Source organism: Mesorhizobium intechi, assembly GCF_002879535.1.
GTDB classification, from domain to species: Bacteria; Pseudomonadota; Alphaproteobacteria; order Rhizobiales; family Rhizobiaceae; genus Mesorhizobium; species Mesorhizobium intechi.
In genome coordinates, this window is record NZ_PNOT02000059.1 from 1 (window position 1) to 20,377 (window position 20,377).

Sequence of the window (20,377 nt, forward strand, 5' to 3'; positions counted from 1 at the left end):
GGCGCTGGTGGTCCAGCCCTTGCCGTTGCTCTCATAGCGTCCGGTTACCGAAGCGCTCCATGTTTCCTCCGGCTTGAGGAAGTCCGCGGCGTCCTTGGTGTCGAAGAACACGACCCCGCCGATGGCGCCCGAACCATAGGTGTTGGCGACCGGACCGCGGATCACATCGACGGATTTGACAAGCTCGGGGTCGATGTAAAAGGTCGACTGTGTGCCATGGTCTGAGCGCTGGAAATCCTGGCGCGCGCCGTCCACAATGACCGCGACCCGGCCGAAATCTTGCAGGCCGCGAATGTTGATGCTGGTGCTGACGCGCCTGGCGTCGGCCTGTGTCGCGACACCGGGCACACCCAACAACATCTCGTTCGGCGTCGTCGCCATGCGGCGGGCGAGTTGCTCCTGGTCGACATGGCTGGCCGAGGCCAGTGATTCGATAGCCGTTTCGCCGGTACGGCTGATCACCAAAATCTTGTCGAGCAGCGTCGCGCTCGCGGGGGCGGCTTTTTCCTGGTCAGCCTGCTTCGACTGATCCGTCTGCTCGCCCGCAGGCTGCGTTGCCTGTTGGGCATGCGCCGCTGGCGCGGATAGGGCGACCGCCGCCACGCTCGCCAACAAAGCCGCCACGCCGTTTGCCGCCGACCGGCCGCGCAATTCCCAGTTCAAAAACCCCATGCCCCAACTCCAGATTCCAGGTTTCATGCTGGCTGGCCCGGGGCTTGCTGGCATTTTTCATCGTGTCCGGTGTCTTAAATGTTGACTCGTTTACTCCGGTATTGCACTGACTAATAAACATGATTATTCAAGTCAAGAAATGAATCGGCAATTTCGCAACGCCTAGCCAGATGCCCGGCACAGGAAAGGGATCGACCCAGATGAACACGCACAATCCCAACGACTTTCGTTATCGCGTCCGGCGTTCCGACGATGCCTCCAGCCGCTTCGACCGGATCCCGCTGGCGGTGCGCACGCTCTCCAGCAACACGCTGTTCCAGGGCGAACACGAGATCGGCATCGAGCATCATGGCGCGCTCTACCGGCTGAAGATCACCCGGCAGGGCAAGCTCATTCTCAACAAGTAAGGCAAGGCGGTAGGGACGAGACATGGACCAGCGCGTAAAACCCACTCCGCATGAAATCCGGCGGGCGCGGACCGAAAATCCGAAAACGCGCGAGCGTGACCTGGCAGCCCAACTCGGCATTTCGGAAGCCGAGTTGGTCGCCGCGCATTGCGGCGACGGCGTCGTTCGCATCGAGCCGCGCGTCAACGACCTCTTGACCGGTCTCGAGGCGGTCGGCGAGGTGATGGCGCTGACCCGCAACGAAAGCGCCGTGCACGAAAAGATCGGCGTCTATGACAAGGTCGTCACCGGCAACCACAATGCCATGGTGCTTGGCGAGAACATCGACCTGCGCATCTTTCCGAAGGTCTGGGCGCATGGCTTTGCCGCGGAGAAACGCGAGGGCGACGAGATTCGCCGCAGCCTGCAGTTCTTCGATGCGGCGGGCGAAGCGGTGCACAAGGTGCATCTGCGGCCGGCCTCCAGCCTCTATGCCTACCAGAAGCTGGTCGCTTCGCTGGAATCTTCCAACCAGGAACCATCGGTCGATATTTCAGGGCCAATCTCCGACGATCCGAGCGAGGCCGGGGCAACCAGCGCCAACCCTAACGATCTGCGCGACCGCTGGAGCCGGCTGACCGATGTTCACCAGTTCTTCGGCATGCTGAAAACGCTCAAGCTCAGCCGCCGCCAGGCTGTGCGCATGGTCGGAACGGACTATGCCTGGCTGCTCGACAATGACGCGGTCCGCGCAATGTTCCACCATGCCGCCGAAGGCGGGATGCCGATCATGTGCTTCGTCGGCAACCGCGGCTGCATCCAGATCCATTCCGGACAGGTCAAGTCGATCAAGCCGATGGGACCGTGGATCAATGTGCTCGACGAGACCTTCCACCTGCACCTGCGCACCGACCACATCCATGAAGTCTGGGCAGTGCGCAAGCCCACCAAGGATGGTCATGTCACCTCGCTCGAGGTCTATGCGGCCGACGGCGAGATGATCATCCAATTCTTCGGCAAGCGCCATGAAGGCGAGAGCGAGCGCGACGATTGGCGTTTCCTGGCCGAGAACCTGCCACGTATTCCAAGCCCGACGGCAGCGTGAGGAGCAGTGTGATGCGGTTTTTCCCGACCCTGCCCGCCATGCGCCGATCGACGTTTGCCCCGATCGTCGGGCTTTCCCTATCTATTGCCGCGTTGCAGCCGGCCGGCGCCGCCGAGGGCGTCTCGGTCTTCTCGGATCCGTCGAAGATCGCCGCCATAGGCGGTTCGATCACCGAAATCGTCTATGCGCTTGGCGAGGAGAAACATCTGGTGGCGCGCGATTCCACCAGCAATTATCCGAAAGCGGCGCTTGCCTTGCCCGATGTCGGCTATATGCGCGCACTGTCGCCGGAAGGAGTGCTGTCGGTTAATCCGACCGGTATCCTGGCGCTGCACGGCAGCGGCCCCAGGGCGGCCGTCGATGTGTTGAAGAAGGCCAGCATCCCTTTCATCGAGGTGCCCGAGCACTATAGCCACGGGGGCATCCTCGAGAAGGTTCGCATCGTCGGCAAGGCACTTGGCGTCGATGCCAAGGCCGAGGTGCTGGCCAAGGAACTCGATGCCAAGCTGACGGCCGCCGAAAAGCAGACGGCCTCGATCAAGGAGCGCAAGCGCATCCTGTTCGTGCTGTCGATGCAGGGCGGCAAGATCCTGGCGGCCGGAAGCGAAACCGCAGCCGACGGCATGGTCAAGCTGGCGGGCGGGGTCAACGCCGTCGAGGGKTTCTCCGGCTACAAGCAGATGTCCGACGAGGCAATCATCACCGCCAGGCCTGACGTCATCCTGATGATGAGCAATGCCGGGCCGCCGGTGTCGGACGACGAATTGTTCGGCAACCCGTCGATCGCTTCAACGCCGGCCGGAACCGCGCGCAAGCTGATCCGCATCGATGGCGGCTACCTGCTCGGTTTCGGGCCGCGCACCGCCGACGCCATTCACGACCTCGCCGTCTCGCTCTATGGCGCCCAGGTCACGGACTGAGCGGGCCGATCATGGTCGATCAATCGATCGCCGGCCCGGTGGAAGTGGTGGCGAATGCATCCGAGGGCGACCGCTCGGGCCGCGCCCGCATCGTCAACCTTTTGCTCTGTCTCGGGCTCGCGGCCGCCATGCTTTTGTCGCTCACGTCAGGGGCATCGGATGCTTCGGCTGTCAGCGTCCTCAAGGGTTGGCTGCTGGGGGCTATTCCGAGCGACGTGGCGCTGAGCGGCCGTGACAGCCTGATCATCTACGACATCCGTTTGCCGCGCATCATCCTCGGCATGCTGGTCGGCGCGGCGCTCGCGGTCTCGGGCGCCGTCATGCAGGGGTTGTTCCGCAACCCGCTGGCCGACCCCGGCCTGATTGGCGTTTCCGCCGGCTCCAGCCTCGGGGCGGTGGCCATCATCGTGCTTGGCACCTCGGTGCTGGCGCCGTTGATGACCTTGCTCGGCACGCTTGCGCTGCCGCTGGCGGCCTTCTTCGGTGGCCTTGCCTCGACCCTGGCGCTTTATCAGGTCGCGACGCGACGTGGGCAAACCTCGGTCGCCACCATGCTGCTCGCCGGCATCGCGCTGGCAGCCCTTGCCATGGCGCTGACCGGCATCCTCATCTTCATGGCGGACGATCGCCAGCTGCGCGACCTGATGTTCTGGTCACTCGGATCGCTGGGTGGGGCGACATGGGCGACGATCGGTTCCGTCGGGCCGATCATCATACTGGCGCTGGCGGCGATGCCTTTCCTGGCGCGCGGCCTCAACGCGCTGGCGCTGGGCGAGGCGACCGCCGGCCATCTCGGCATACCGGTGCAGCGGCTGAAATACACGGCGATTATCTGCGTCTCGGCGGCGGTCGGCGCATCCGTCGCGGTCAGCGGCGGCATCGGCTTCGTCGGCATCGTCGTGCCGCATCTGCTGCGCCTGCTGATCGGTCCCGACAATCGCTATCTCTTGCCGGCTTCGGCGCTGCTCGGCGCCTCGCTGCTGCTGTTGGCCGACGCCGTCGCGCGCACCGTCGTGGCGCCGGCCGAATTGCCGATCGGCATCGTCACCGCGATCGCCGGCGCACCGTTCTTCCTGTGGATCCTGTTGCGCAAGCGCGGCGTGATCGATCTGTGAGCCGTCAGTTCGGCGCGACTTGGGACCTGTGAGGCTTAGATGATCGAGGCAAGGGATGTTTCCGTTGATATCTCCGGCAAGCGCATCGTCGGTGGTGTCGATTTCGACGCGCGGCCCGGTGAAGTGGCGGCTATCGTCGGTCCCAACGGTTCGGGCAAGACGACCTTCCTGAAGGCTTTGTCCGGCGAACTCGCCTATACCGGGCGCGTCGCTCTCAACGGCCGAAACCTTTCGTCGATGAAGCCGGCCGAGAGAGCGGTGCATCGCGCGGTGCTGCCGCAGGCGACGACGTTGTCCTTTCCGTTCACCGTGCGTGAGGTGGTCAAGCTTGGCCTTGTCGGCGGGCGGTCGGGTGCCTTGCCGGGCCAGGATGCGCGGCTGCCGGAGCGGGCCCTGGCGCGTGTCGACCTCGAAGGTTTTGCAGGCCGTTTCTATCAGGCGCTTTCGGGCGGCGAGCAGCAGCGCGTCCAGCTTGCGCGCGTGCTGTGCCAGGTCTGGGCGCCAATGCTCGACGGCAAGCCGCGCTATCTCTTTCTCGACGAGCCGGTTTCCAGCCTCGACATCAAGCATCAACTGATCATCATGAACATCGCCCGCGACTTCGCCAGACGGGGCGGCGGCGTGGTCGCCATTCTGCACGACCTCAATCTGACGGCCATGTATGCCGACCGGATCTTCGTCATGCATCGTGGTCGGCTCGCGGCCACCGGTTCGCCACAGGATGTGCTGAGTGATGATCTGATCGAGAAAGTGTTCGATTGCCGGCTCAGGGTCGGCGTGCTGCCCGCCGGCGACATGCCGTTCGTGTTGCCGCAATCCGCAGTCTATTGATATTCAGGTGAGGCCGGCCTGCGAATGGCCGCTTCCCGCGCTTCCGGTACTCACGTACCCGAAAGTACGCTCCGTTCCGGTTCTCGGAACCGCGATTCTCGGCTCGGTTTGACCTGAATCCCGACAGACCTAACGGCCGTGGGGAGACTTGCTCAGGCGGCCGGGGCGCGGCGTTCCAGCATGTCGATGCCGAGCAGGTTGCGGACATTCGGCCTTGCCGCCACCATATCGGCGACGGTGTAGCGGGCAAGCACGGCGAAGAAGGCGTTGAGGGCCTCGCGCAGCGCTGAATTCAGCGCGCAGCTGTCGACCAGCGGGCACTCGGCGGCATCGTTCTCGAAGCATTCGGCCATGGCGAAGCTTTCCTCGGTCACGCGCACGACGTCGAAGAGGCTGATCGCCTCGGCGGCGCGGCCAAGCCGGACGCCGCCATTCCTGCCGCGCACCGTCTCGACCAGCCCGTTCTCGACCAGGGGCTGCAGGATCTTGAACAGGAAGAGTTCCGACACGGAATAGGCGGTCGCGATTTCGGGAATGCGGCTCAACCGGTCATTGTTGGCGGCACAGTACATCAGGATGCGCATGGCATAATTGGTCTGGCGTGTAAGCCGCATTTCGTCCTCACTAGGCGCCGGCGCGGTTCAACCACGCCGACTTCCTGAACTTCGCCGCCGCGGTTCTGATCCCGGAGTCTCGGATTCGCCGCGCTGGCCTTGACCCGAATATGGCCTATACCTTGGAACAATTCCAGACTGGCCGGGCATCATAGATGAATATTCTCGTCAACTTTATTTGTGCGGCCCGCCAAAACGGGGGGAAAACCGGGCAAGGCGGGCATTCCGGCTGATGAAACCCTAGATAGGGCCGAGATCGCCCCGAAATCGACCAGAGATCGACCAGCGATCGACGAGGAGCAGTTCACCATGTCCCAATCGGCTTCGTCCCTGGCGCCTGTCCGTTTCGATACTGAGGCGACCGCCAAGCTTTCGGCGTTGCGTCGCACCAAATTCATCGCCACGGCGGCACTGGCGCTTTGCGTGCTGGTTTTCGCCTTGGCCAAGTCGTTCGAGAGCTCCCATCCATGGCTGGGGTTTGTCGCTGCCTTCGCCGAGGCAGCGACCATCGGCGGCCTTGCCGACTGGTACGCGGTGGTGGCGCTGTTCAGGCGACCGCTCGGATTGCCGATCCCGCACACCGCCATCATCCCGGAAAACCAGAACCGCATCGCCGACAATCTCGGCCGCTTCATCGAGGCCAACTTCCTGGCGCCGGAACCGGTGCGGGAAAAGCTTGCCGAGGTCGATTTTGCGGCACTTGTCGCCGACTGGCTGACCGATGCCGAACGCGCCGCCGGCCTGTCGCGCTTCGTCGTGCGGCTGGTGCCGCAGACACTTGCCGCCGTCGAGCAGTCCGGTCTGCGCGGCTTCGTCACCAGCCGCATGCTCGAGCAGATTGAAAAAGTGCCTCTGGCGCCGCTGGCGGCGGACCTGTTGTCGGCGCTGACCGACGACCGCCGTCATCAAAAGCTGTTCGACGAGTTCATGAAGGTGGTCGGCCGCTTCCTCAACGACGAACAGGCGCTGGCGACCATGCGCGAGAAGATCCGCGAGGAACTGCCGTCTTTGTTCAACCTGTTCAGGGCCGACGCCTACCTTCTGAAGAAGATCGTCGCCTCGGCGGGTTCCTTGCTCGACGAGGTGCGGGCCGATCCCGACCATCCGATGCGCGCCGAGTTCGACCGTTTCGCGCAAGGCTTCGTCGAGCGGCTGCGGACGTCCAAGCAATATTCAAAACGCGCCGAGAAAATGAAGCGCGATTTCCTCGCCCGACCCGAAGTCAGGGCGCTGGCCGGTGACATGTGGAAGAGCCTCAGCCTGTTCATCGAGCAGGACGCCAATGCGCCGAATTCAGTGATCCGCGCGCATCTCGCCAACATGTTCCTCGAGGTCGGCCGCCATCTCGCCGGCGATGCCCAGATCCGGGCCGACATGAACCAGGGGTTCGTCGTGGCGCTGGCCTCCTTCGTCGAAAGCCAGAAGAGCGGCGTGTCGAAATTCATCGCCGATCAGGTCAAGCGCTGGGACCTGGCGCAACTGACGCGGCTGATCGAGATGAACATCGGCCGGGACCTGCAGTATATCCGCTTCAACGGTATGATCATCGGCGGGCTGGCGGGTATCGTGCTCTATGCGATCGAACTGCTGCTCCCGGTCAATTGATGCGTCGCGATCATCGGGCCCGTCTTCGAAATGGACAGGCGGCACCCGAGTGCTATGCTCCCGACGAGGGCACCCGCAACCGCGGCAAAGGGGAGACAGCATGGCCAAGCAACCGGAATCCGATTCCTTCATGGACATGTTCGGCAGGTTCGGCCGCGACCTGAAGGTGCCCAATGTAGATATCGAGGCGATCCTTGCCCATCACCGCAAGAACCTCGAAGCCTTGGAGAAATCGGCGCGAGCCGGCGCCGACGGCGCCACCTCGCTGTTGTCGAGGCAACGCGCCATGCTGCAGGACGCGCTGCGTGAAATTGCCGACATGGCGCAGAGCTACCGGGCGCCGGGCAACCCGCAGGAACTGATGGCCAAGCAGACGGAGTTCGCCAGGAAATCCTTCGAGGCTGCGCTTAAGAATGCCGGTGAAGTGGCTGAACTGGCTCGAAAATCCGGAACCGAATCGATCGAAATCCTGCGCGCGCGCATCAAGCAGGCGATGGAGGAAATCCGCGCCGGCTACGGGCAGAAATAGGTTTCCGCGGCCTGTCGTTTCGTCTTCGGCGAGACATGCTGGTTTGCCATCGCGACCCTGCCCATAGTTGCATCCGCGCCACGTTATAAGCGTCGGCGCCCCTGGAAGGTCCGAAAATCCGAATTCGGCCTGCCATTGCGCGGCAAGGCATGGCACGGTTCAGCCGGAATTCGACGGAAGCGATTCACAAGGGGTGAATTGACAGGGGCCATCCGTTCGTGGTCCGGAGGCACGGCAAGCGATCGGGAAAGCAGGAATGAACGAAGTACGGCCTAAAACGCCGCCGACCTATGAGCAGTTGAGAACGATGTCCGGGCAGGAACTCGGCGTCTCGGAATGGACCACGGTCGATCAGGACCGCATCAACCAGTTCGCCGAATGCACCGGCGACCACCAATGGATCCATGTCGACCCTGAGCGCGCGCGGCGACAAAGCCCGTTCCGCACGACGATCGCGCATGGCTATCTGACATTGTCGATCATCGGCGCGTTGGCGCTCGGCATGGGCATAGTGCCGGAAAACACCCAGGCCGCCTTCAACTATGGCTTCGACAGGGTGCGTTTCCTGGCGCCGGTCAGGGTCGGTGCCCGCATCAGGCTGCGCACCGTCCTGCTTTCCATGGAAGACAGGGGGCCTGGCCAGTATCTGATGAAGGCAGCCAATACGGTCGAGATCGAAGGCGAGGAAAAGCCGGCGCTGACAGCGGAAACGCTGGTCATGCTCTATGAGCGCCGCAAACGGGCAGGGGCCTGAGCGTTCGCCCAAGCCCCTGCGATTTTTTCAGGAGGCGGCTTGTTGCCGGCTCTGCAAGCGCCTCAATGCGCATAATGTCGTTGCCGCCGAAACCGTGGCGTAGAAGGCCAACGGCCATGCCGTGTCGCCTCCCAAGAAGATGACCACGAACGTGCCGGCAATGCCGACGATCAGGCTTTGGGCGCAGAAATAGAGCGCCACCGCGGTCCCAGCGACATCGCTGAACGCTTCAAGCGCGCCGTTGGCGGTGACCGATCCGGCAAGGACGATGCCCACCGCCATCAACCACATCGGCAGGACGAAGGTGGCGAAGGATGGCGCGGCCGCCATTTGTCCGATCGCCAACATCGATGCGCCGAGAAGCAGCATCGCCATGCCGCGCGCCAAGCTGCCGGCGGTGCCCCAGCGCGCGATGAGCGGCCTGGCAAGTCGCGTCGTCGCGATCATCACCACTGCAGCCGTGGCAAAGGCGAGGCTGAAGCCGACCTGCGTGAAGCCGGCACGATCGATGAGCACGCGTGGCGCCGTCGAGAAGAACACGAAGAACGTGCCCATCGCCGCGGCGAAACCAATAGTATAGGTCCAGAAGGCGAAGCTGCACAGGATCGGGCCGAAGGCAGGGCGCGGTCCGAAGCCGCTCTGGGGCCGCGTTTCGTGCCAGCGCGGCCACGCGTTGAGCGTGGCGGCAACGGCCAGAATGCCAAGAGTGACGAAGATCGCCCGCCAGCCGAAGCCCTTGGCGATAAGGGCGCCGGCGATTGGCCCCAACGCGGGCACGAAGGCCAGCATGGAACTGAACAGGCCATAGATGACCGTGCCCTCGGGCCGCTCCGCGTAGACGTCGCGCACCGTGGCGAAGGTCGCGACCAGAACAGCCGACGCTCCCATGGCTTGCACGACGCGCAACACGACGAAGGCTGTGGCCAATGACGTGCCGGCGAGCGCGATGGAAGCGGCCGCGAACAGCAGCCCGCCGCCGAGCAGCACCGGCCGCCTGCCGATTCGGTCGGAGATCGGGCCGAACGCGATTTGGCCGAAGCCAAGGGTGATCATATAGAGGCTGAGTGTCAGCTGGATGGCCGAAGGCGACGTGCCGAGAGCCTCCGGCATCAGCGGAACCACCGGCAGGTAGATATCCATGGCCAGCGAGGCCAGGATATCGAAAGGCGCCATCAGCAGCAGCGCCGACGGCAAGGAATAGGCCCATATCGGGCGTTTTGGAAAAGGCATGATTGAGCATCCGCACAAATGATGAGATTTGGCGGCGATCTGCCGTTTCGTGGATGGTCTGATTTGACGGGGCAGAAGGCCGCAACAACGAAATGTTGTCGCGGCTTACTTGTCTGCTGACTTGGTGGTTCCCATACCGCTGCCCCAAATTGACGTTGCAGGCATAGCCTGTGCGCCGTTCAGTAGCAGCCCGGGATCGGCCCGGCAACCTTGGGCAGTACCGGCGAACGTCCAAATGGATCAGGCAATCCCGGGCTGGGTACGGCCAGCAAAGCGCAGCGAGAACAGCGCAAGCAGCAGTGCTGCCAGCGCCAGGGCCGTTGCCGTCTCAAAGGTGACCTGCATGCCCCGGGCTGCGGCGGAGCTCAGAACATCCTGTCCGGTTCCTTGGCGAGCGCCGTTGGATGCAACCGCGAAGATGGCGCCCATCAGCGATGCGCCGGTGACGAGGCCGAGATTGCGCGACAGGTTGAGCACGCCTGAAATGACGCCGCGCTCGCCGGCGCCGACACCGCTCATGACGGCCGCATTGCTGGAAGTCTGGAACAGGGCGTAGCCGAAACAGGTCACCATGATGGGAATGACATAGCTGGCAATACCGAGTTTCGTCATGGCGAGCGAGAGCAGGAATGTGCCCGTTGCGAGGGTGGTAAGTCCGGCGACCATCATCCGGTGTGCTCCGAAGCGATCGGAGAGGCGTCCGGCCAGCAGTGCCGACAGGGTCGAGACAAGCGGCCCGGTGGAAAGCACCACGCCGACCATCGCGGCATCGAGTCCCAATCCACGCGACAGGTAGAACGGAGCGACCACCAGGGTCGCCATCATCACCGTGGCGACGATGAGGCTCATGACCAGGCTGGCGCTGAGCCGCGGATCCCGGAAGCTGGCCAGTTGGACCAGAGGGTTTTTCACTCGCTTCTGGGCGATGGCGAATAGACCGATGCCGAGCGCTGTTGCGGCCAACAGGCCGATGTTGAGCACACCGAAATGGCCCCGGCCAAGCGTCATGGCCAATGCATAGGCGGCCAGCGTCACGGTCAACAGGACAGTGCCGATCGCGTCGAACTTGCCTTGAGCCGCCTGCGCGCTCTTGTTGCCGGCAGGCAATGCACGCCAGGCGAGGGCGAAGGTCATAAGGCCCAGCGGGACATTGACCAGGAAAATCGCGCGCCAACCGAGGCCGGCGATCAGCAGGCCGCCGAGCGACGGCCCGAGCGTCGTGCCGATCGCCGACATGGCGCCCAGCAGGCCCATGGCGCTGCCGGTCCGTTCCTTGCTCACCGTCTCCGCGACAAAGGCCAGCGTCAGCGCCATCATCAGCGCCGCGCCAAGCCCCTGCACGGCCCGCGCGGCGATCAGCAGCCAGAGCGTCGGCGCGAGGCCGCAGAGCACCGATGCCGACGTGAACAGCGCGATGCCGCCAAGCAGCAGCGGCCGGCGCCCGAACATGTCGGCCAGCCGCCCGGCGCTGACGATCAACGTGGTGATAGCGAGGAGATAGGCCAGAACCACCCATTGCACGGCCTGGAACGACGCCCCGAACGTCTGCATCAGCGAGGGCAGCCCGACGCTGGCAATGCTGGTTCCCAGCGACGACAACAGCGTGGCGAGTGACAGGCTTGCCAGCGTCCAGCCGACGGATTGCTTCTGTTGCGAGGCTGATATCAGCCCTTGCCGATCTTGTGCGGCGACTGCCATGGCGATCTCCTTTTCGTCCACTCCGGAACCGGAGCCGACGGAGATCTAGCCCTGCGCTTGATATGGCGGAAGGCGCAGCATTTGCATCATATCAGTGCACGAGACGCCACATCGTGCTAGGATTCGCCGATGACGACGCCCGATCTCAATATGCTCTTTGCGCTCGACGTGCTGCTGGCGGAAGGCAGCGTGGCCCGCGCGGCGCGCCGTCTGCGGCTCAGCCCCTCGGCGATGAGCCGGACATTGGCGCGGCTGCGCGAGGCAACGGGCGATCCTCTGCTGGTCCGGGCCGGACGCGGCCTGGTGGCGACGCCACGCGCGCAGGAATTGCGCCGCCAGGTCGGTCCTGTCGTTCAGGACGCGGAGGCGCTACTGCGCCCTGCCGAATTGCTTGATCCCTCAAGCCTGAACAGGGTCTTCACGCTGCGCACCAACGAAGGTTTCGTCGAGGAGTTCGGGCCTCGCCTGGTCGCCCGCATCGCGGCGGAAGCGCCTGGCGTGCGGCTGCGTTTCGCGCCGAAGTCCGACAAGGATGTGACGTCGCTGCGCCACGCGGCGATCGACCTGGAAATCGGGGTTGCCGGCGAAAGCGGGCCAGAAGTGCGCATCCAGGCGCTGTTTCGCGACCGCTTCATCGGCGCTGTCCGATCAGGCCATCCCTTGAGCGAAGGCACGGTGACGCCCGAGCGCTATGCGGCGGGCCGGCATATCAGTGTTTCGCGGCACGGCCGTGAGAAAGGACCGATCGACGACGCGCTGGGTGCGCTTGGCCTGCAGCGAACGGTCGTCTGCATGGTCTCGGGTTTCTCGGCGGCGCTCGCCATGGTGCGCGCCTCGGATCTGATCGCCAGCGTGCCCGAGCGGCACACAGCCGGCGCGCGCGCCGGCATGCACAGTTTTCAGCTGCCGGTCACGACGGTGGAAGTCACCATTTCGATGCTCTGGCATCCGAGCCTCGATGCCGACCCGGCGCAACGCTGGTTGCGCGATTGCGTGCGGCAGGTCTGTGCGGGGCGCTGAGATCAGCGCGCCATCGCTGCCTCGATCACCTTGAAAATCCGCTGGTCTTCGCATTGGGCGACGTTGAAGCGCAGAAAACGGCTAGCCGTCTGGGACAGGCTGAACGCATTGCCCGGCGCCAGCACGACATTGTCGGCAAGCGCCCGGCGGGCGACTTCGGCCGCGTCAACGCCATCGGGGAGCCTGCACCACAGGAACAAGCCGGCCGGTTGGTCGATCCAGGGCGTGATGCCGATCGCCTTCAGCCGGGCGCCGGTCTCGGCTATGGCGCGCGCCAGCTTGGCGCGCAGCAGATCCATATGCTTGCGGTAACTGCCATCCCTCAGCAACGTCAGCACCAGTTCGGCGGCCAGGCGTCCGCTGCCGAAAGTCGTGGCGATCTTGAGGTCGGTCAGGCCCTCGATCCAGTCGCGGGGCGCGGCGATGAAACCGCAGCGCACCGACGCCGACAGCGTCTTGGAGAAGCTGCCGATGTGGACGACGCGGTTCAGGCCATCGAAGGCCGCCAGCCTAGGGGCAGGGGCATGTTCGAAATCGGCGAAGATGTCGTCCTCGACAATGGTGAGGTCGGACTGGTCGGCGAGCTTCAGCAAACGGTGTGCGGTAACCGGCGACAGGATCGCGCCGGTCGGGTTGTGGATGGCGGAGTTGGTGATGTAGAGGCGCGGCCGGTGCTCGGCTAGCGCCTGCGCAAACAACTCGATATCAGGCCCCGAGGGCGTGTAGGGAACGCTGACGACCTTGGCGCGATGGGCGCGCAGCAAAGCGTGGAAATTGAAATAGCAGGGATCGTCGACCAGCACCGTGTCGCCAGGCTCGATCAGGAACCGGCAGAGGAGGTCGATGGCCTGCGTGCCCGATTCCGTCAGCATGACCTGTTCAGGCGACGCTTCGACGCCATGTCCGGCCATGCGCCGTGCCAACAACTGCCGCAACGACGGCAAGCCAAGCGGCGTGCCATAGTCGGCAAGCGCGACATCATCGGCGCGCGCTGCCGCGCGGAGTGCGCGCCGCAGCCCGGCCTGCGGCATCCAGGAGGCCGGCAGCCAGCCGCAGCCGGGTTTCAATGCCTCGTCGCCGGCGTCCAGCGACTGGCGCGAAACCCAGAGCGGATCGACGGCACGGTCGAGCCGGGGACCGATCTCGGCCAGGGACAACGGCGCCAGCGAGCCGGCGGCGTAGAAGCCCGAGCCTGGCCGGGAGCGGATCGTGCCTTCGGCAGCGAGCCGCTCATAGGCTTCGACCACGGTGGATTTGGACACCTGCATGGATTGGGCGAAGGCGCGGATCGACGGCAACCGTGCTCCCGGTGTCAGGCTTCGCGCGGCGATCCGTTGGCGAATGGTCGCCATGATGGTTTCGACCAGAGTGGGGGCGCCCAGGGTTTTTGCGCCATCAGTTTCCAAGGCGAGGTCGGTCATCTGTACTGCTCAGTATGCCATTACAGTTTCGTAGAATTGTACCGCATTGTCTCTAGCCGCGCCATGTGCATCTGCCCGATAGAGGGCGAAACAAATGGAGCTTGCGATGGACAAGACGGCGAGCGGCTGGGTGAACGGATTTATCGGGGTGCTGATCTTCAGCGGCTCGCTGCCGGCGACGCGCGTGGCGGTCATGGATTTTGACCCGACTTTCGTGACATCAGCCCGGGCCGCGATTGCCGGTATGCTTGGCCTGGCGATGCTGCTGCTGTTTCGTGAGAAACGTCCGGAACGCGGCGACCTGGTGTCGCTGGTGATCGTGGCGCTGGGCGTGGTCGTCGGCTTTCCCTTGCTGACGGCATTGGCGCTCAAGCACATCACCTCGGCCCATTCCATCATCTTCATCGGCCTGCTGCCGCTGGCGACCGCGATCTTCGGGGTGCTGCGTGGCGGCGACCGCCCCCGTCCGGCGTTCTGGCTGTTCTCGTGCATCGGCAGCGCGCTGGTCGCGGGTTTCGCGCTGGCGCAGGGCGTGACAGCCTCGCCGGTCGGCGATGGCCTGATGCTCGCCGCCATCGTCGTCTGCGGCCTGGGCTATGCCGAGGGCGCCGCGCTGTCGCGCCGGCTCGGTGGCTGGCAAGTGATCTGCTGGGCGCTGACGCTGTCGCTGCCGATCATGCTGGTGCTGACTTTCGCCACCCTGCCGCCATCCTTTGCCGGCATCGGCTCCAACGCCTGGATCGGGCTCGCCTATGTCTCGCTGTTCAGCATGCTGATCGGCTTCGTCTTCTGGTATCGCGGCCTGGCGCAAGGCGGCATTGCGGCAGTTGGCCAGTTGCAGCTGCTGCAGCCCTTTTTCGGCCTGGCGCTCGCGGCGACGCTTCTGCACGAGCAGGTCAGCCCGCTGATGGTGGTCGTCACGCTCGGCGTGGTGGCGTGTGTGTTCGGGGCGAAGAAGTTCGCGCGGTAGTTCGGGAAGCCCCGCGCCTAGAACTTCGTCACCACCCCGATACCAATGCCCTCGAAGCCGCCCATGGCCATCAACGCCGCGGGCGCTTCGTCGAGGCTGATCTTCTTGCCGACCAGCAGTTCGGGCCTGAGCTTGCCGTTGCGGATCATGTCCATCATCGCCTGGTAGCGATAGGCCTGCATGCCGTGGCTGCCGAGGATTTCGAGTTCGAAGGCGATGATCTTGTCCATCGGCACCTGCGGGCGGGCGTGCTCGCCCAGCATCAGGCCGACCTGCACATGGCGGCCGCGCCGGCGCAGATTGGCGATCGAGTTGAACGAGGTGGTGGGGTGTCCGAGCGCGTCCATCGACATATGCGCGCCGCCATTGGTGATCTGCTTGACCGCCTTGACCACGTTCGGCGTCGTCGACGCATTGATGGTCGCGACGGCGCCGATCTTTTTGGCGAACTCCAGCTTATCGTCGGTGAGGTCGATGGCGATCACGTTGGCGCCCATCGAACTGGCGATCATGATCGCCGACAGGCCGACGCCGCCACAGCCATGAACCGCCACCCATTCGCCGGGCTTCACCCGGCCCTGGTCGACGACGGCGCGGAACGAGGTGACAAAACGGCAGCCGAGACTGGCGGCGGTGGCGTACTCCATCTGCTCAGGCAGGCGAACCAGATTGGTGTCGGCATGTTCGATACCGACATATTCGGCGAACGAGCCCCAGCCGGTGAAGCCCGGCTGCGTCTGGTGCTCGCAGACCTGATGATTGCCCGAGGTGCATTCGAAGCAGCGGCCGCAGCCGACGGCAAACGGGACCGTCACGCGGTCTCCGGCCTTCCAGCGGCTGACCTGCTTGCCGGCGGCGACGACGACGCCCGCCAGCTCATGTCCTGGGACGTGCGGCAAGGTGATGCCGTCATCATGGCCCATCCAGCCATGCCAGTCGCTGCGGCAGAGCCCCGTAGCCTCGACCTTGATGACGACCCCATCGGCGGCCGGCTTCGGATCGGGAACGGTCTGGATCGTCGGCGCTTCGCCGAATTTCTCGAAGACGACGGCTTTCATCGGTCACTCCAACCCTGTGCATTGTCCCGGGGGAAACGATAGCCGATTCCCTGGCCGGTCAAGCGGAAATCCATTCCGCCAGGCTGGCTGGTCCGCCGAACCGGCCAGGGCGGTCAGCTGTTTTCCTGGTTACGGAAATCGGCGAGCCTTGTATCGCCGGGAGAAAGCAGCCGCCCGTCCTCGGCGTGCACCTCCAGGCGCCTGATCGGTCGGCCGCTCTGCGTATCGACCATGAAAGTGTAGGGCTCGCCCGGCCCGGAGAAATAGGTTTCGCCCCATTGCCGCAAGGCGACCAGGACATAGAACAGGCCGCGCCCCTTTTGCGTCAGCACATATTCGTGGTGCGCACTGCCGTCGGGCGCGGGGACCGTTTCCAGTATGCCATGCGCGACCAGATTGCGCAGCCGCGCCGACAGGATGTTCTTGGCGACGCCGAGGCTCTTCTGGAACTCGCCGAAGCGGCGCAGGCCGTCGAAGGCGTCGCGCACGATGAGCAGCGACCACCAGTCACCGATCGCATCCAGCGGTCGCGCGATCAGGCAATCCGCTTGGTGGTGGCTCGTTCGTTTCACCACGGCAATGGTTGGTCCAGATAGATCATTTCGGTTGCAAGATAAAACTGTTCTGCCTATCCAGCAAGTGGTTTCAAGTTGAAACCTATTGTGGAGGGCGACATGAATCTGCAGGTGGTGAACGGCGTGGCGACAGGACCGGAGCGGTCCGATACGCTGCCGCAGGCAACACCAGCCTCACCACCGGGATTATCAGGAATGACGGCGCTGGTCTTCGCCATCGCCTGTGGCCTGAGCGTCGCCAACGTCTATTTCGCCCATCCGCTGCTAGACGCCATGGCGCATGATTTCGCCATCACGCCGGCCTCGGTCGGTATCGTGGTGACGGTCACCCAGATCGGTTATGCGCTCGGCCTGTTCTTCATCGTGCCGCTTGGCGACCTTTTCGACCGGCGAAAGCTGATCGCCGTTCAGGCTATTCTCTCCGCCGTGGCGCTGATTGCGGTCGGGATTGCACCGAGCGCCGCGGCGCTGCTGGCAAGCCTTGCTGTCGTCGGGGCGCTTGCCGTTGTGGTGCAGGTGCTGGTGGCCTACGCCGCCGACCTCGCCGTGCCGTCCGAGCGGGGGCGGGCGGTCGGCACCGTCACCAGCGGCGTCATCCTTGGCATCCTGCTCGCCCGTTTCGTCGCCGGCGTCGTCGCTGACTTCGCCGGCTGGCGCTGGGTCTATCTGGCCTCGGCGGCGCTGACGCTCCTCATGGCGCTGGTTCTCTACATCATCCTGCCCCGCCACGAGGCGGAGCGGCCACGCACGTCCTATCCGCGGCTGCTCGGTTCGGTGGTGCTGCTGTTCGTGCAGGAGCCGCTGCTGCGCGTGCGCGCGGCGCTCGCTATGCTGATCTTCGCCAGCTTCAACGTGCTGTGGGCGCCGCTGGTGCTGCCGCTCAGTGCCGAGCCATTCTCACTCTCGCATACCGAGATCGGGCTGTTCGGCCTTGCCGGTGTCGCGGGCACTCTCGGTGCTCGCTGGACAGGCGGCCTCGTTGATCGCGGGCGCGGCCAGCTGGTCACCGGCCTCAGCCTGCTTTTGATGATCGCGGCCTGGCTGCCGATCGCCTTCCTGGGCGTGTCGCTGTGGCTGCTGGTCGCCGGCATCGTCATGCTGGATCTGGCGATCCAGGCCGTGCACGTCACCAATCAGAGCCTGATTTTTTCGCGCCGGCCGGATGCGCGCAGTCGGCTGGTCGGCGGCTACATGATCTTCTATTCGCTCGGCAGCGCGCTCGGCTCCATCGCCTCGACCATGACCTATGGCGCCTTTGGCTGGAGCGGCGTCTGCCTGCTGGGCGCCAGCATTGGGCTGCTGGCGTCGCTGGTCTGGGCGCTCACGCTGCGCGTCGGTCAGTAGACCTTACTCCGCATCGATCTGGTTCTGCGGAGCGGCTTTCTGGAAGGCTGGCAGCGCCATGCAGGCGGCGTTGATGCGGGTGATCGTCGGGTAAGGTGTCAGGTCGACGCCGAAACGGGCGTTGCTGGTGACCTGTGCCGCCAGGCATATATCGGCCAGCCCCGCCGCCTCGCCGTGGCAGAATGTTCCGGTCTGAGGCGATGAGGCCAGAATCTTTTCAAGGGGCTGAAAACCTTCGTTCACCCAGTGGCGGAACCAATTTGTGATGTCCTGGTCGCCGGCACCGAACAAGGTGCGCAGCGAGGTCAGCACGCGCAGATTGTTCACCGGGTGGATGTCGCAAGCGATCATCTGCGCCAGCATTCGCACGCGCGCCCGGCCAAGCGGGCCCTTCGGCAGCAGCGGCGGCACGGGCTGGATCTCGTCGAGATATTCGATGATGGCCAGCGACTGCGTCAAAAGCGTGCCGTCGTCGAGCACCAATGCCGGCACCAGCCCCTGTGGATTGACCGCGAGATAGGCCGGTTCCAGATGCTCGCCATGGCGAAGATGATGCGGGACATAGTCATAGCTGAGCCCCTTCATCTCCAGCGCGATCCGCACCCTGTAGGAGGTCGAGGAGCGGAAGTAATTGTGCAGGACGATGTCGCTCATGGCCTGTCATTCATGATTGCGGCTGGCCGATCGTCACTTCGACAGTGCCGATGCCGTCGACGCCACCGGCCATCGTTTCGCCCGGCTTGACCGCGCCGACACCGGCCGGCGTTCCGGTGAAGATCAGGTCGCCCGGTTGCAACTCGACCGCCCTGCTGCAGATCGAGACGATGTCGGCGATCGGCCAGATCAGTTCGGCAAGGTCGGCATCCTGTTTGACTGCGCCGTTGACGGCGAGCCAGATACGCCCCTTCGTCGGGTGCCCCGATTTCTGAGCGGGCACCAGCGGGCCGCAAGGGGCGGAGCGGTCGAACGCCTTCGACCAGTCCCAGGGCCGTGCCGTCTTCTTCGCCTCATCCTGGAGATCGCGGCGGGTGAGGTCGATGCCGACGGCATAACCCCAGACATGGTCCAGCGCCCGCTCGCGCGCAATGCGTAAGCCCGGCCTGCCGATCGCGACCACCAGTTCGATTTCATGGTGCAGATTGGCCGTCAGCGGCGGGTAGGGGATCACTGTGCCGGAATCGACCACCGCGTCGGCCGGCTTGGTGAAGAAGAAGGGCGGATCGCGCTCATCATTGCCGAATTCGCGCGCATGCGCCGCATAGTTGCGGCCAACGCAGAAAATGCGCCGCACGGCAAAGCGCTCGGCCGATCCGCTGATGGCGATTGAAGGCATTGGCGGCACGGGAAGGGCGAAGGCGGTCATGGCGGTCTCTGCGTTGGATATCGGGTGATGGCGGTACCTTCGACCGATTTCGGAGCCCGGGCAAGGCGTCGCCTTCATAAGCCACGGGCTTTCCTGGGACTGGATACGGAATTCAGGTTCCCAGCACTTTTGCAGCGGTCTATCAACCGGCGATAGACTATTTGCCAATAATCCGGCCATGGTCGCGGGGCTATGGTGTGGCAGGCAAACCGGAACGAGCCATATGACAGTACCCAGCGATCGCGCCCGGTTCCTGATCATCGACGATCATCCGCTGTTTCGCGAGGCGCTGCACAGCGCCGTGCAGATGGCCTATCCGGAGGTTGACACGGTCGAGGCGCGCTCGATCGCCGAGGCGATCGATCTGCTGGCCGACGCCAAGCCTTTCGACCTTGCGCTGCTCGATCTCTCAATGCCCGACGTGCACGGCTTCGACGGACTGCTGCAACTCAGGACCCGCTATCCGCGCCTGCCCGTGGTGATCGTGTCCGGCTACGAAGAGCCGCGGATCATTTCCGAGGCACTGTCCTATGGTGCTGCCGGCTTCATTCCGAAATCGGCGCGCAAGAGCGATCTCGCCGCCGCCATCCGCTCGGTGATGGACGGCGCGATCTATGTGCCGGAAACCTATGAGGGCCAGCCGGCCGACGCCGACAGCATCGACCGCGCCGACATGGTCCAGCGCCTGTCCAAGCTGACCCCGCAGCAGTTGCGCGTGCTGCAAATGCTGCGCCAGGGCCTGCTCAACAAGCAGATCGCCTACGAACTGCAGGTCGGCGAGACCACGGTGAAGGCGCACGTCTCGGAGATCCTGCGCAAGCTCAACGTCTACAGCCGCACGCAAGCGGTGATCGAGGTTTCGAAGCTCGACAATGCGGAGCTTTTCAGGGATCAGGCCGGGTTTTGAGACTTCTCTGACTTAATCGTCGTGAGGCAGCTCGTTCCATTTGCCATCGTCGAACTCGGCAAGCCAGCAAGGCTTCAACTCGCTAGAAGTAATAGATTATCTCGGCGCTCTGCGAGATGGTTCATTCCAACGACGTTGAAATCTGAGCAATCGTCCAGGTGATCGTACTTTCCGCATCTGCCGCTCGTTGCGCAGGATGTGCCCGTAAACGAGAGCTCCAACTTCGATCATTTTTCCGAGCCTCGCGACCATTGATCCAA

Annotated in this window: 21 protein-coding genes; 12 read left to right on the plus strand and 9 right to left on the minus strand. The window is 64.2% G+C overall.

Annotation, left to right across the window (positions count from 1 at the left end; translation table 11 throughout):
- Positions 1–672 (minus strand): TonB-dependent receptor plug domain-containing protein (locus tag C1D09_RS05240; protein ID WP_208760350.1); only part of this gene is annotated, 672 nt, incomplete at its 3' end.
- Positions 673–872: 200 nt separating this feature from the next.
- Between C1D09_RS05240 and hemP the strand changes: the two genes are divergently transcribed.
- From hemP to C1D09_RS05265, 5 genes are read left to right on the plus strand one after another with little or no spacing between them, the layout of a single operon-like run.
- The gene (gene hemP, locus C1D09_RS05245; protein WP_038647321.1) at positions 873–1,079 is read left to right on the plus strand and encodes a hemin uptake protein HemP; all 207 of its coding nucleotides are present in this window, start codon (positions 873–875) and stop codon (positions 1,077–1,079) included.
- 22 nt (positions 1,080–1,101) lie between these two features.
- The gene (locus C1D09_RS05250) at positions 1,102–2,163 is read left to right on the plus strand and encodes a hemin-degrading factor (RefSeq protein ID WP_143973309.1); all 1,062 of its coding nucleotides are present in this window, start codon (positions 1,102–1,104) and stop codon (positions 2,161–2,163) included.
- An 11-nt stretch (positions 2,164–2,174) separates the two neighbouring features.
- Positions 2,175–3,083, plus strand: a complete 909-nt coding sequence (locus tag C1D09_RS05255; protein ID WP_143973310.1) for a heme/hemin ABC transporter substrate-binding protein — start codon at positions 2,175–2,177, stop codon at positions 3,081–3,083.
- 11 nt (positions 3,084–3,094) lie between these two features.
- Positions 3,095–4,198, plus strand: a complete 1,104-nt coding sequence (locus tag C1D09_RS05260) for a FecCD family ABC transporter permease (RefSeq protein WP_143973311.1) — start codon at positions 3,095–3,097, stop codon at positions 4,196–4,198.
- Positions 4,199–4,237: 39 nt separating this feature from the next.
- Positions 4,238–5,029 carry a heme ABC transporter ATP-binding protein gene (locus tag C1D09_RS05265; protein WP_143973312.1) on the plus strand — a complete coding sequence of 264 codons (792 nt, stop codon included), beginning with the start codon at positions 4,238–4,240 and terminating at the stop codon, positions 5,027–5,029.
- A 152-nt stretch (positions 5,030–5,181) separates the two neighbouring features.
- Here C1D09_RS05265 and rirA read toward each other — a convergent pair whose 3' ends face one another.
- Positions 5,182–5,643 carry an iron-responsive transcriptional regulator RirA gene (gene rirA / locus C1D09_RS05270; protein WP_140890491.1) on the minus strand — a complete coding sequence of 154 codons (462 nt, stop codon included), beginning with the start codon at positions 5,641–5,643 and terminating at the stop codon, positions 5,182–5,184.
- 309 nt (positions 5,644–5,952) lie between these two features.
- Here rirA and C1D09_RS05275 point away from each other — a divergent pair, with 309 nt between their 5' ends.
- The 3 genes from C1D09_RS05275 (at position 5,953) to C1D09_RS05285 (ending at position 8,531) form a co-directional block, all read left to right on the plus strand.
- Positions 5,953–7,248 carry a DUF445 domain-containing protein gene (locus C1D09_RS05275; RefSeq protein ID WP_143973313.1) on the plus strand — a complete coding sequence of 432 codons (1,296 nt, stop codon included), beginning with the start codon at positions 5,953–5,955 and terminating at the stop codon, positions 7,246–7,248.
- A 100-nt stretch (positions 7,249–7,348) separates the two neighbouring features.
- Positions 7,349–7,777 (plus strand): phasin family protein, encoded by a 429-nt coding sequence (locus tag C1D09_RS05280; protein ID WP_143973314.1) that lies wholly within the window; start codon positions 7,349–7,351, stop codon positions 7,775–7,777.
- 256 nt (positions 7,778–8,033) lie between these two features.
- Complete coding sequence (locus C1D09_RS05285) at positions 8,034–8,531, plus strand: MaoC family dehydratase (RefSeq protein ID WP_143973315.1); 498 nt, start codon at positions 8,034–8,036, stop codon at positions 8,529–8,531.
- Between the two features lie 27 nt (positions 8,532–8,558).
- Here the strand turns inward: C1D09_RS05285 and cml are convergent, their stop codons facing one another.
- Complete coding sequence (gene cml / locus C1D09_RS05290; protein WP_143973316.1) at positions 8,559–9,761, minus strand: CmlA/FloR family chloramphenicol efflux MFS transporter; 1,203 nt, start codon at positions 9,759–9,761, stop codon at positions 8,559–8,561.
- A gap of 240 nt (positions 9,762–10,001) precedes the next feature.
- On the minus strand, positions 10,002–11,459 hold the full coding sequence (locus C1D09_RS05295) for an MFS transporter (protein ID WP_143973317.1): 1,458 nt from the start codon (positions 11,457–11,459) through the stop codon (positions 10,002–10,004).
- A 129-nt stretch (positions 11,460–11,588) separates the two neighbouring features.
- Between C1D09_RS05295 and C1D09_RS05300 the strand changes: the two genes are divergently transcribed.
- Positions 11,589–12,479, plus strand: a complete 891-nt coding sequence (locus C1D09_RS05300) for a LysR family transcriptional regulator (protein WP_143973318.1) — start codon at positions 11,589–11,591, stop codon at positions 12,477–12,479.
- 2 nt (positions 12,480–12,481) lie between these two features.
- Here the strand turns inward: C1D09_RS05300 and C1D09_RS05305 are convergent, their stop codons facing one another.
- Positions 12,482–13,900 (minus strand): aminotransferase-like domain-containing protein, encoded by a 1,419-nt coding sequence (locus C1D09_RS05305; RefSeq protein ID WP_143973319.1) that lies wholly within the window; start codon positions 13,898–13,900, stop codon positions 12,482–12,484.
- Positions 13,901–14,006: 106 nt separating this feature from the next.
- Here C1D09_RS05305 and C1D09_RS05310 point away from each other — a divergent pair, with 106 nt between their 5' ends.
- The gene (locus C1D09_RS05310; protein ID WP_143973320.1) at positions 14,007–14,870 is read left to right on the plus strand and encodes a DMT family transporter; all 864 of its coding nucleotides are present in this window, start codon (positions 14,007–14,009) and stop codon (positions 14,868–14,870) included.
- A gap of 17 nt (positions 14,871–14,887) precedes the next feature.
- Here C1D09_RS05310 and C1D09_RS05315 read toward each other — a convergent pair whose 3' ends face one another.
- Both C1D09_RS05315 and C1D09_RS05320 read right to left on the minus strand, forming a co-directional pair.
- Positions 14,888–15,928 (minus strand): zinc-dependent alcohol dehydrogenase family protein, encoded by a 1,041-nt coding sequence (locus C1D09_RS05315; protein WP_143973321.1) that lies wholly within the window; start codon positions 15,926–15,928, stop codon positions 14,888–14,890.
- 113 nt (positions 15,929–16,041) lie between these two features.
- Positions 16,042–16,503, minus strand: coding sequence for a winged helix-turn-helix transcriptional regulator (locus C1D09_RS05320; RefSeq protein WP_143973322.1), 462 nt, complete (start codon positions 16,501–16,503; stop codon positions 16,042–16,044).
- A 99-nt stretch (positions 16,504–16,602) separates the two neighbouring features.
- On the opposite strand from C1D09_RS05320, the gene C1D09_RS05325 reads away from it, so the two are divergent.
- Entirely contained in the window at positions 16,603–17,847 is a 1,245-nt protein-coding gene (locus tag C1D09_RS05325) for an MFS transporter (RefSeq protein WP_143973323.1), read from the plus strand.
- 3 nt (positions 17,848–17,850) lie between these two features.
- Here C1D09_RS05325 and maiA read toward each other — a convergent pair whose 3' ends face one another.
- A complete protein-coding gene (gene maiA / locus C1D09_RS05330; RefSeq protein ID WP_143973324.1) occupies positions 17,851–18,501 on the minus strand; it encodes a maleylacetoacetate isomerase in 651 nt (216 codons plus the stop codon).
- 10 nt (positions 18,502–18,511) lie between these two features.
- Positions 18,512–19,210, minus strand: coding sequence for a fumarylacetoacetate hydrolase family protein (locus tag C1D09_RS05335; protein ID WP_143973325.1), 699 nt, complete (start codon positions 19,208–19,210; stop codon positions 18,512–18,514).
- A gap of 223 nt (positions 19,211–19,433) precedes the next feature.
- Between C1D09_RS05335 and C1D09_RS05340 the strand changes: the two genes are divergently transcribed.
- Positions 19,434–20,117 carry a response regulator gene (locus C1D09_RS05340; protein ID WP_143973326.1) on the plus strand — a complete coding sequence of 228 codons (684 nt, stop codon included), beginning with the start codon at positions 19,434–19,436 and terminating at the stop codon, positions 20,115–20,117.
- The last annotated feature ends 260 nt before the right edge of the window (positions 20,118–20,377 follow it).

Excerpts from the sequence above, each read along its gene's own strand:
- hemP (WP_038647321.1), top strand. The coding sequence starts at position 873 with ATGAACACGCACAATCCCAACGACTTTCGTTATCGCGTCCGGCGTTCC.
- C1D09_RS05250 (WP_143973309.1), top strand. The coding sequence starts at position 1,102 with ATGGACCAGCGCGTAAAACCCACTCCGCATGAAATCCGGCGGGCGCGG.
- C1D09_RS05260 (WP_143973311.1), top strand. The coding sequence starts at position 3,095 with ATGGTCGATCAATCGATCGCCGGCCCGGTGGAAGTGGTGGCGAATGCA.
- C1D09_RS05265 (WP_143973312.1), top strand. The coding sequence starts at position 4,238 with ATGATCGAGGCAAGGGATGTTTCCGTTGATATCTCCGGCAAGCGCATC.
- rirA (WP_140890491.1), bottom strand. The coding sequence starts at position 5,643 with ATGCGGCTTACACGCCAGACCAATTATGCCATGCGCATCCTGATGTAC.
- C1D09_RS05275 (WP_143973313.1), top strand. The coding sequence starts at position 5,953 with ATGTCCCAATCGGCTTCGTCCCTGGCGCCTGTCCGTTTCGATACTGAG.
- C1D09_RS05280 (WP_143973314.1), top strand. The coding sequence starts at position 7,349 with ATGGCCAAGCAACCGGAATCCGATTCCTTCATGGACATGTTCGGCAGG.
- C1D09_RS05285 (WP_143973315.1), top strand. The coding sequence starts at position 8,034 with ATGAACGAAGTACGGCCTAAAACGCCGCCGACCTATGAGCAGTTGAGA.
- cml (WP_143973316.1), bottom strand. The coding sequence starts at position 9,761 with ATGCCTTTTCCAAAACGCCCGATATGGGCCTATTCCTTGCCGTCGGCG.
- C1D09_RS05295 (WP_143973317.1), bottom strand. The coding sequence starts at position 11,459 with ATGGCAGTCGCCGCACAAGATCGGCAAGGGCTGATATCAGCCTCGCAA.
- C1D09_RS05300 (WP_143973318.1), top strand. The coding sequence starts at position 11,589 with ATGACGACGCCCGATCTCAATATGCTCTTTGCGCTCGACGTGCTGCTG.
- C1D09_RS05305 (WP_143973319.1), bottom strand. The coding sequence starts at position 13,900 with ATGACCGACCTCGCCTTGGAAACTGATGGCGCAAAAACCCTGGGCGCC.
- C1D09_RS05310 (WP_143973320.1), top strand. The coding sequence starts at position 14,007 with ATGGACAAGACGGCGAGCGGCTGGGTGAACGGATTTATCGGGGTGCTG.
- C1D09_RS05315 (WP_143973321.1), bottom strand. The coding sequence starts at position 15,928 with ATGAAAGCCGTCGTCTTCGAGAAATTCGGCGAAGCGCCGACGATCCAG.
- C1D09_RS05325 (WP_143973323.1), top strand. The coding sequence starts at position 16,603 with ATGAATCTGCAGGTGGTGAACGGCGTGGCGACAGGACCGGAGCGGTCC.
- maiA (WP_143973324.1), bottom strand. The coding sequence starts at position 18,501 with ATGAGCGACATCGTCCTGCACAATTACTTCCGCTCCTCGACCTCCTAC.
- C1D09_RS05335 (WP_143973325.1), bottom strand. The coding sequence starts at position 19,210 with ATGACCGCCTTCGCCCTTCCCGTGCCGCCAATGCCTTCAATCGCCATC.
- C1D09_RS05340 (WP_143973326.1), top strand. The coding sequence starts at position 19,434 with ATGACAGTACCCAGCGATCGCGCCCGGTTCCTGATCATCGACGATCAT.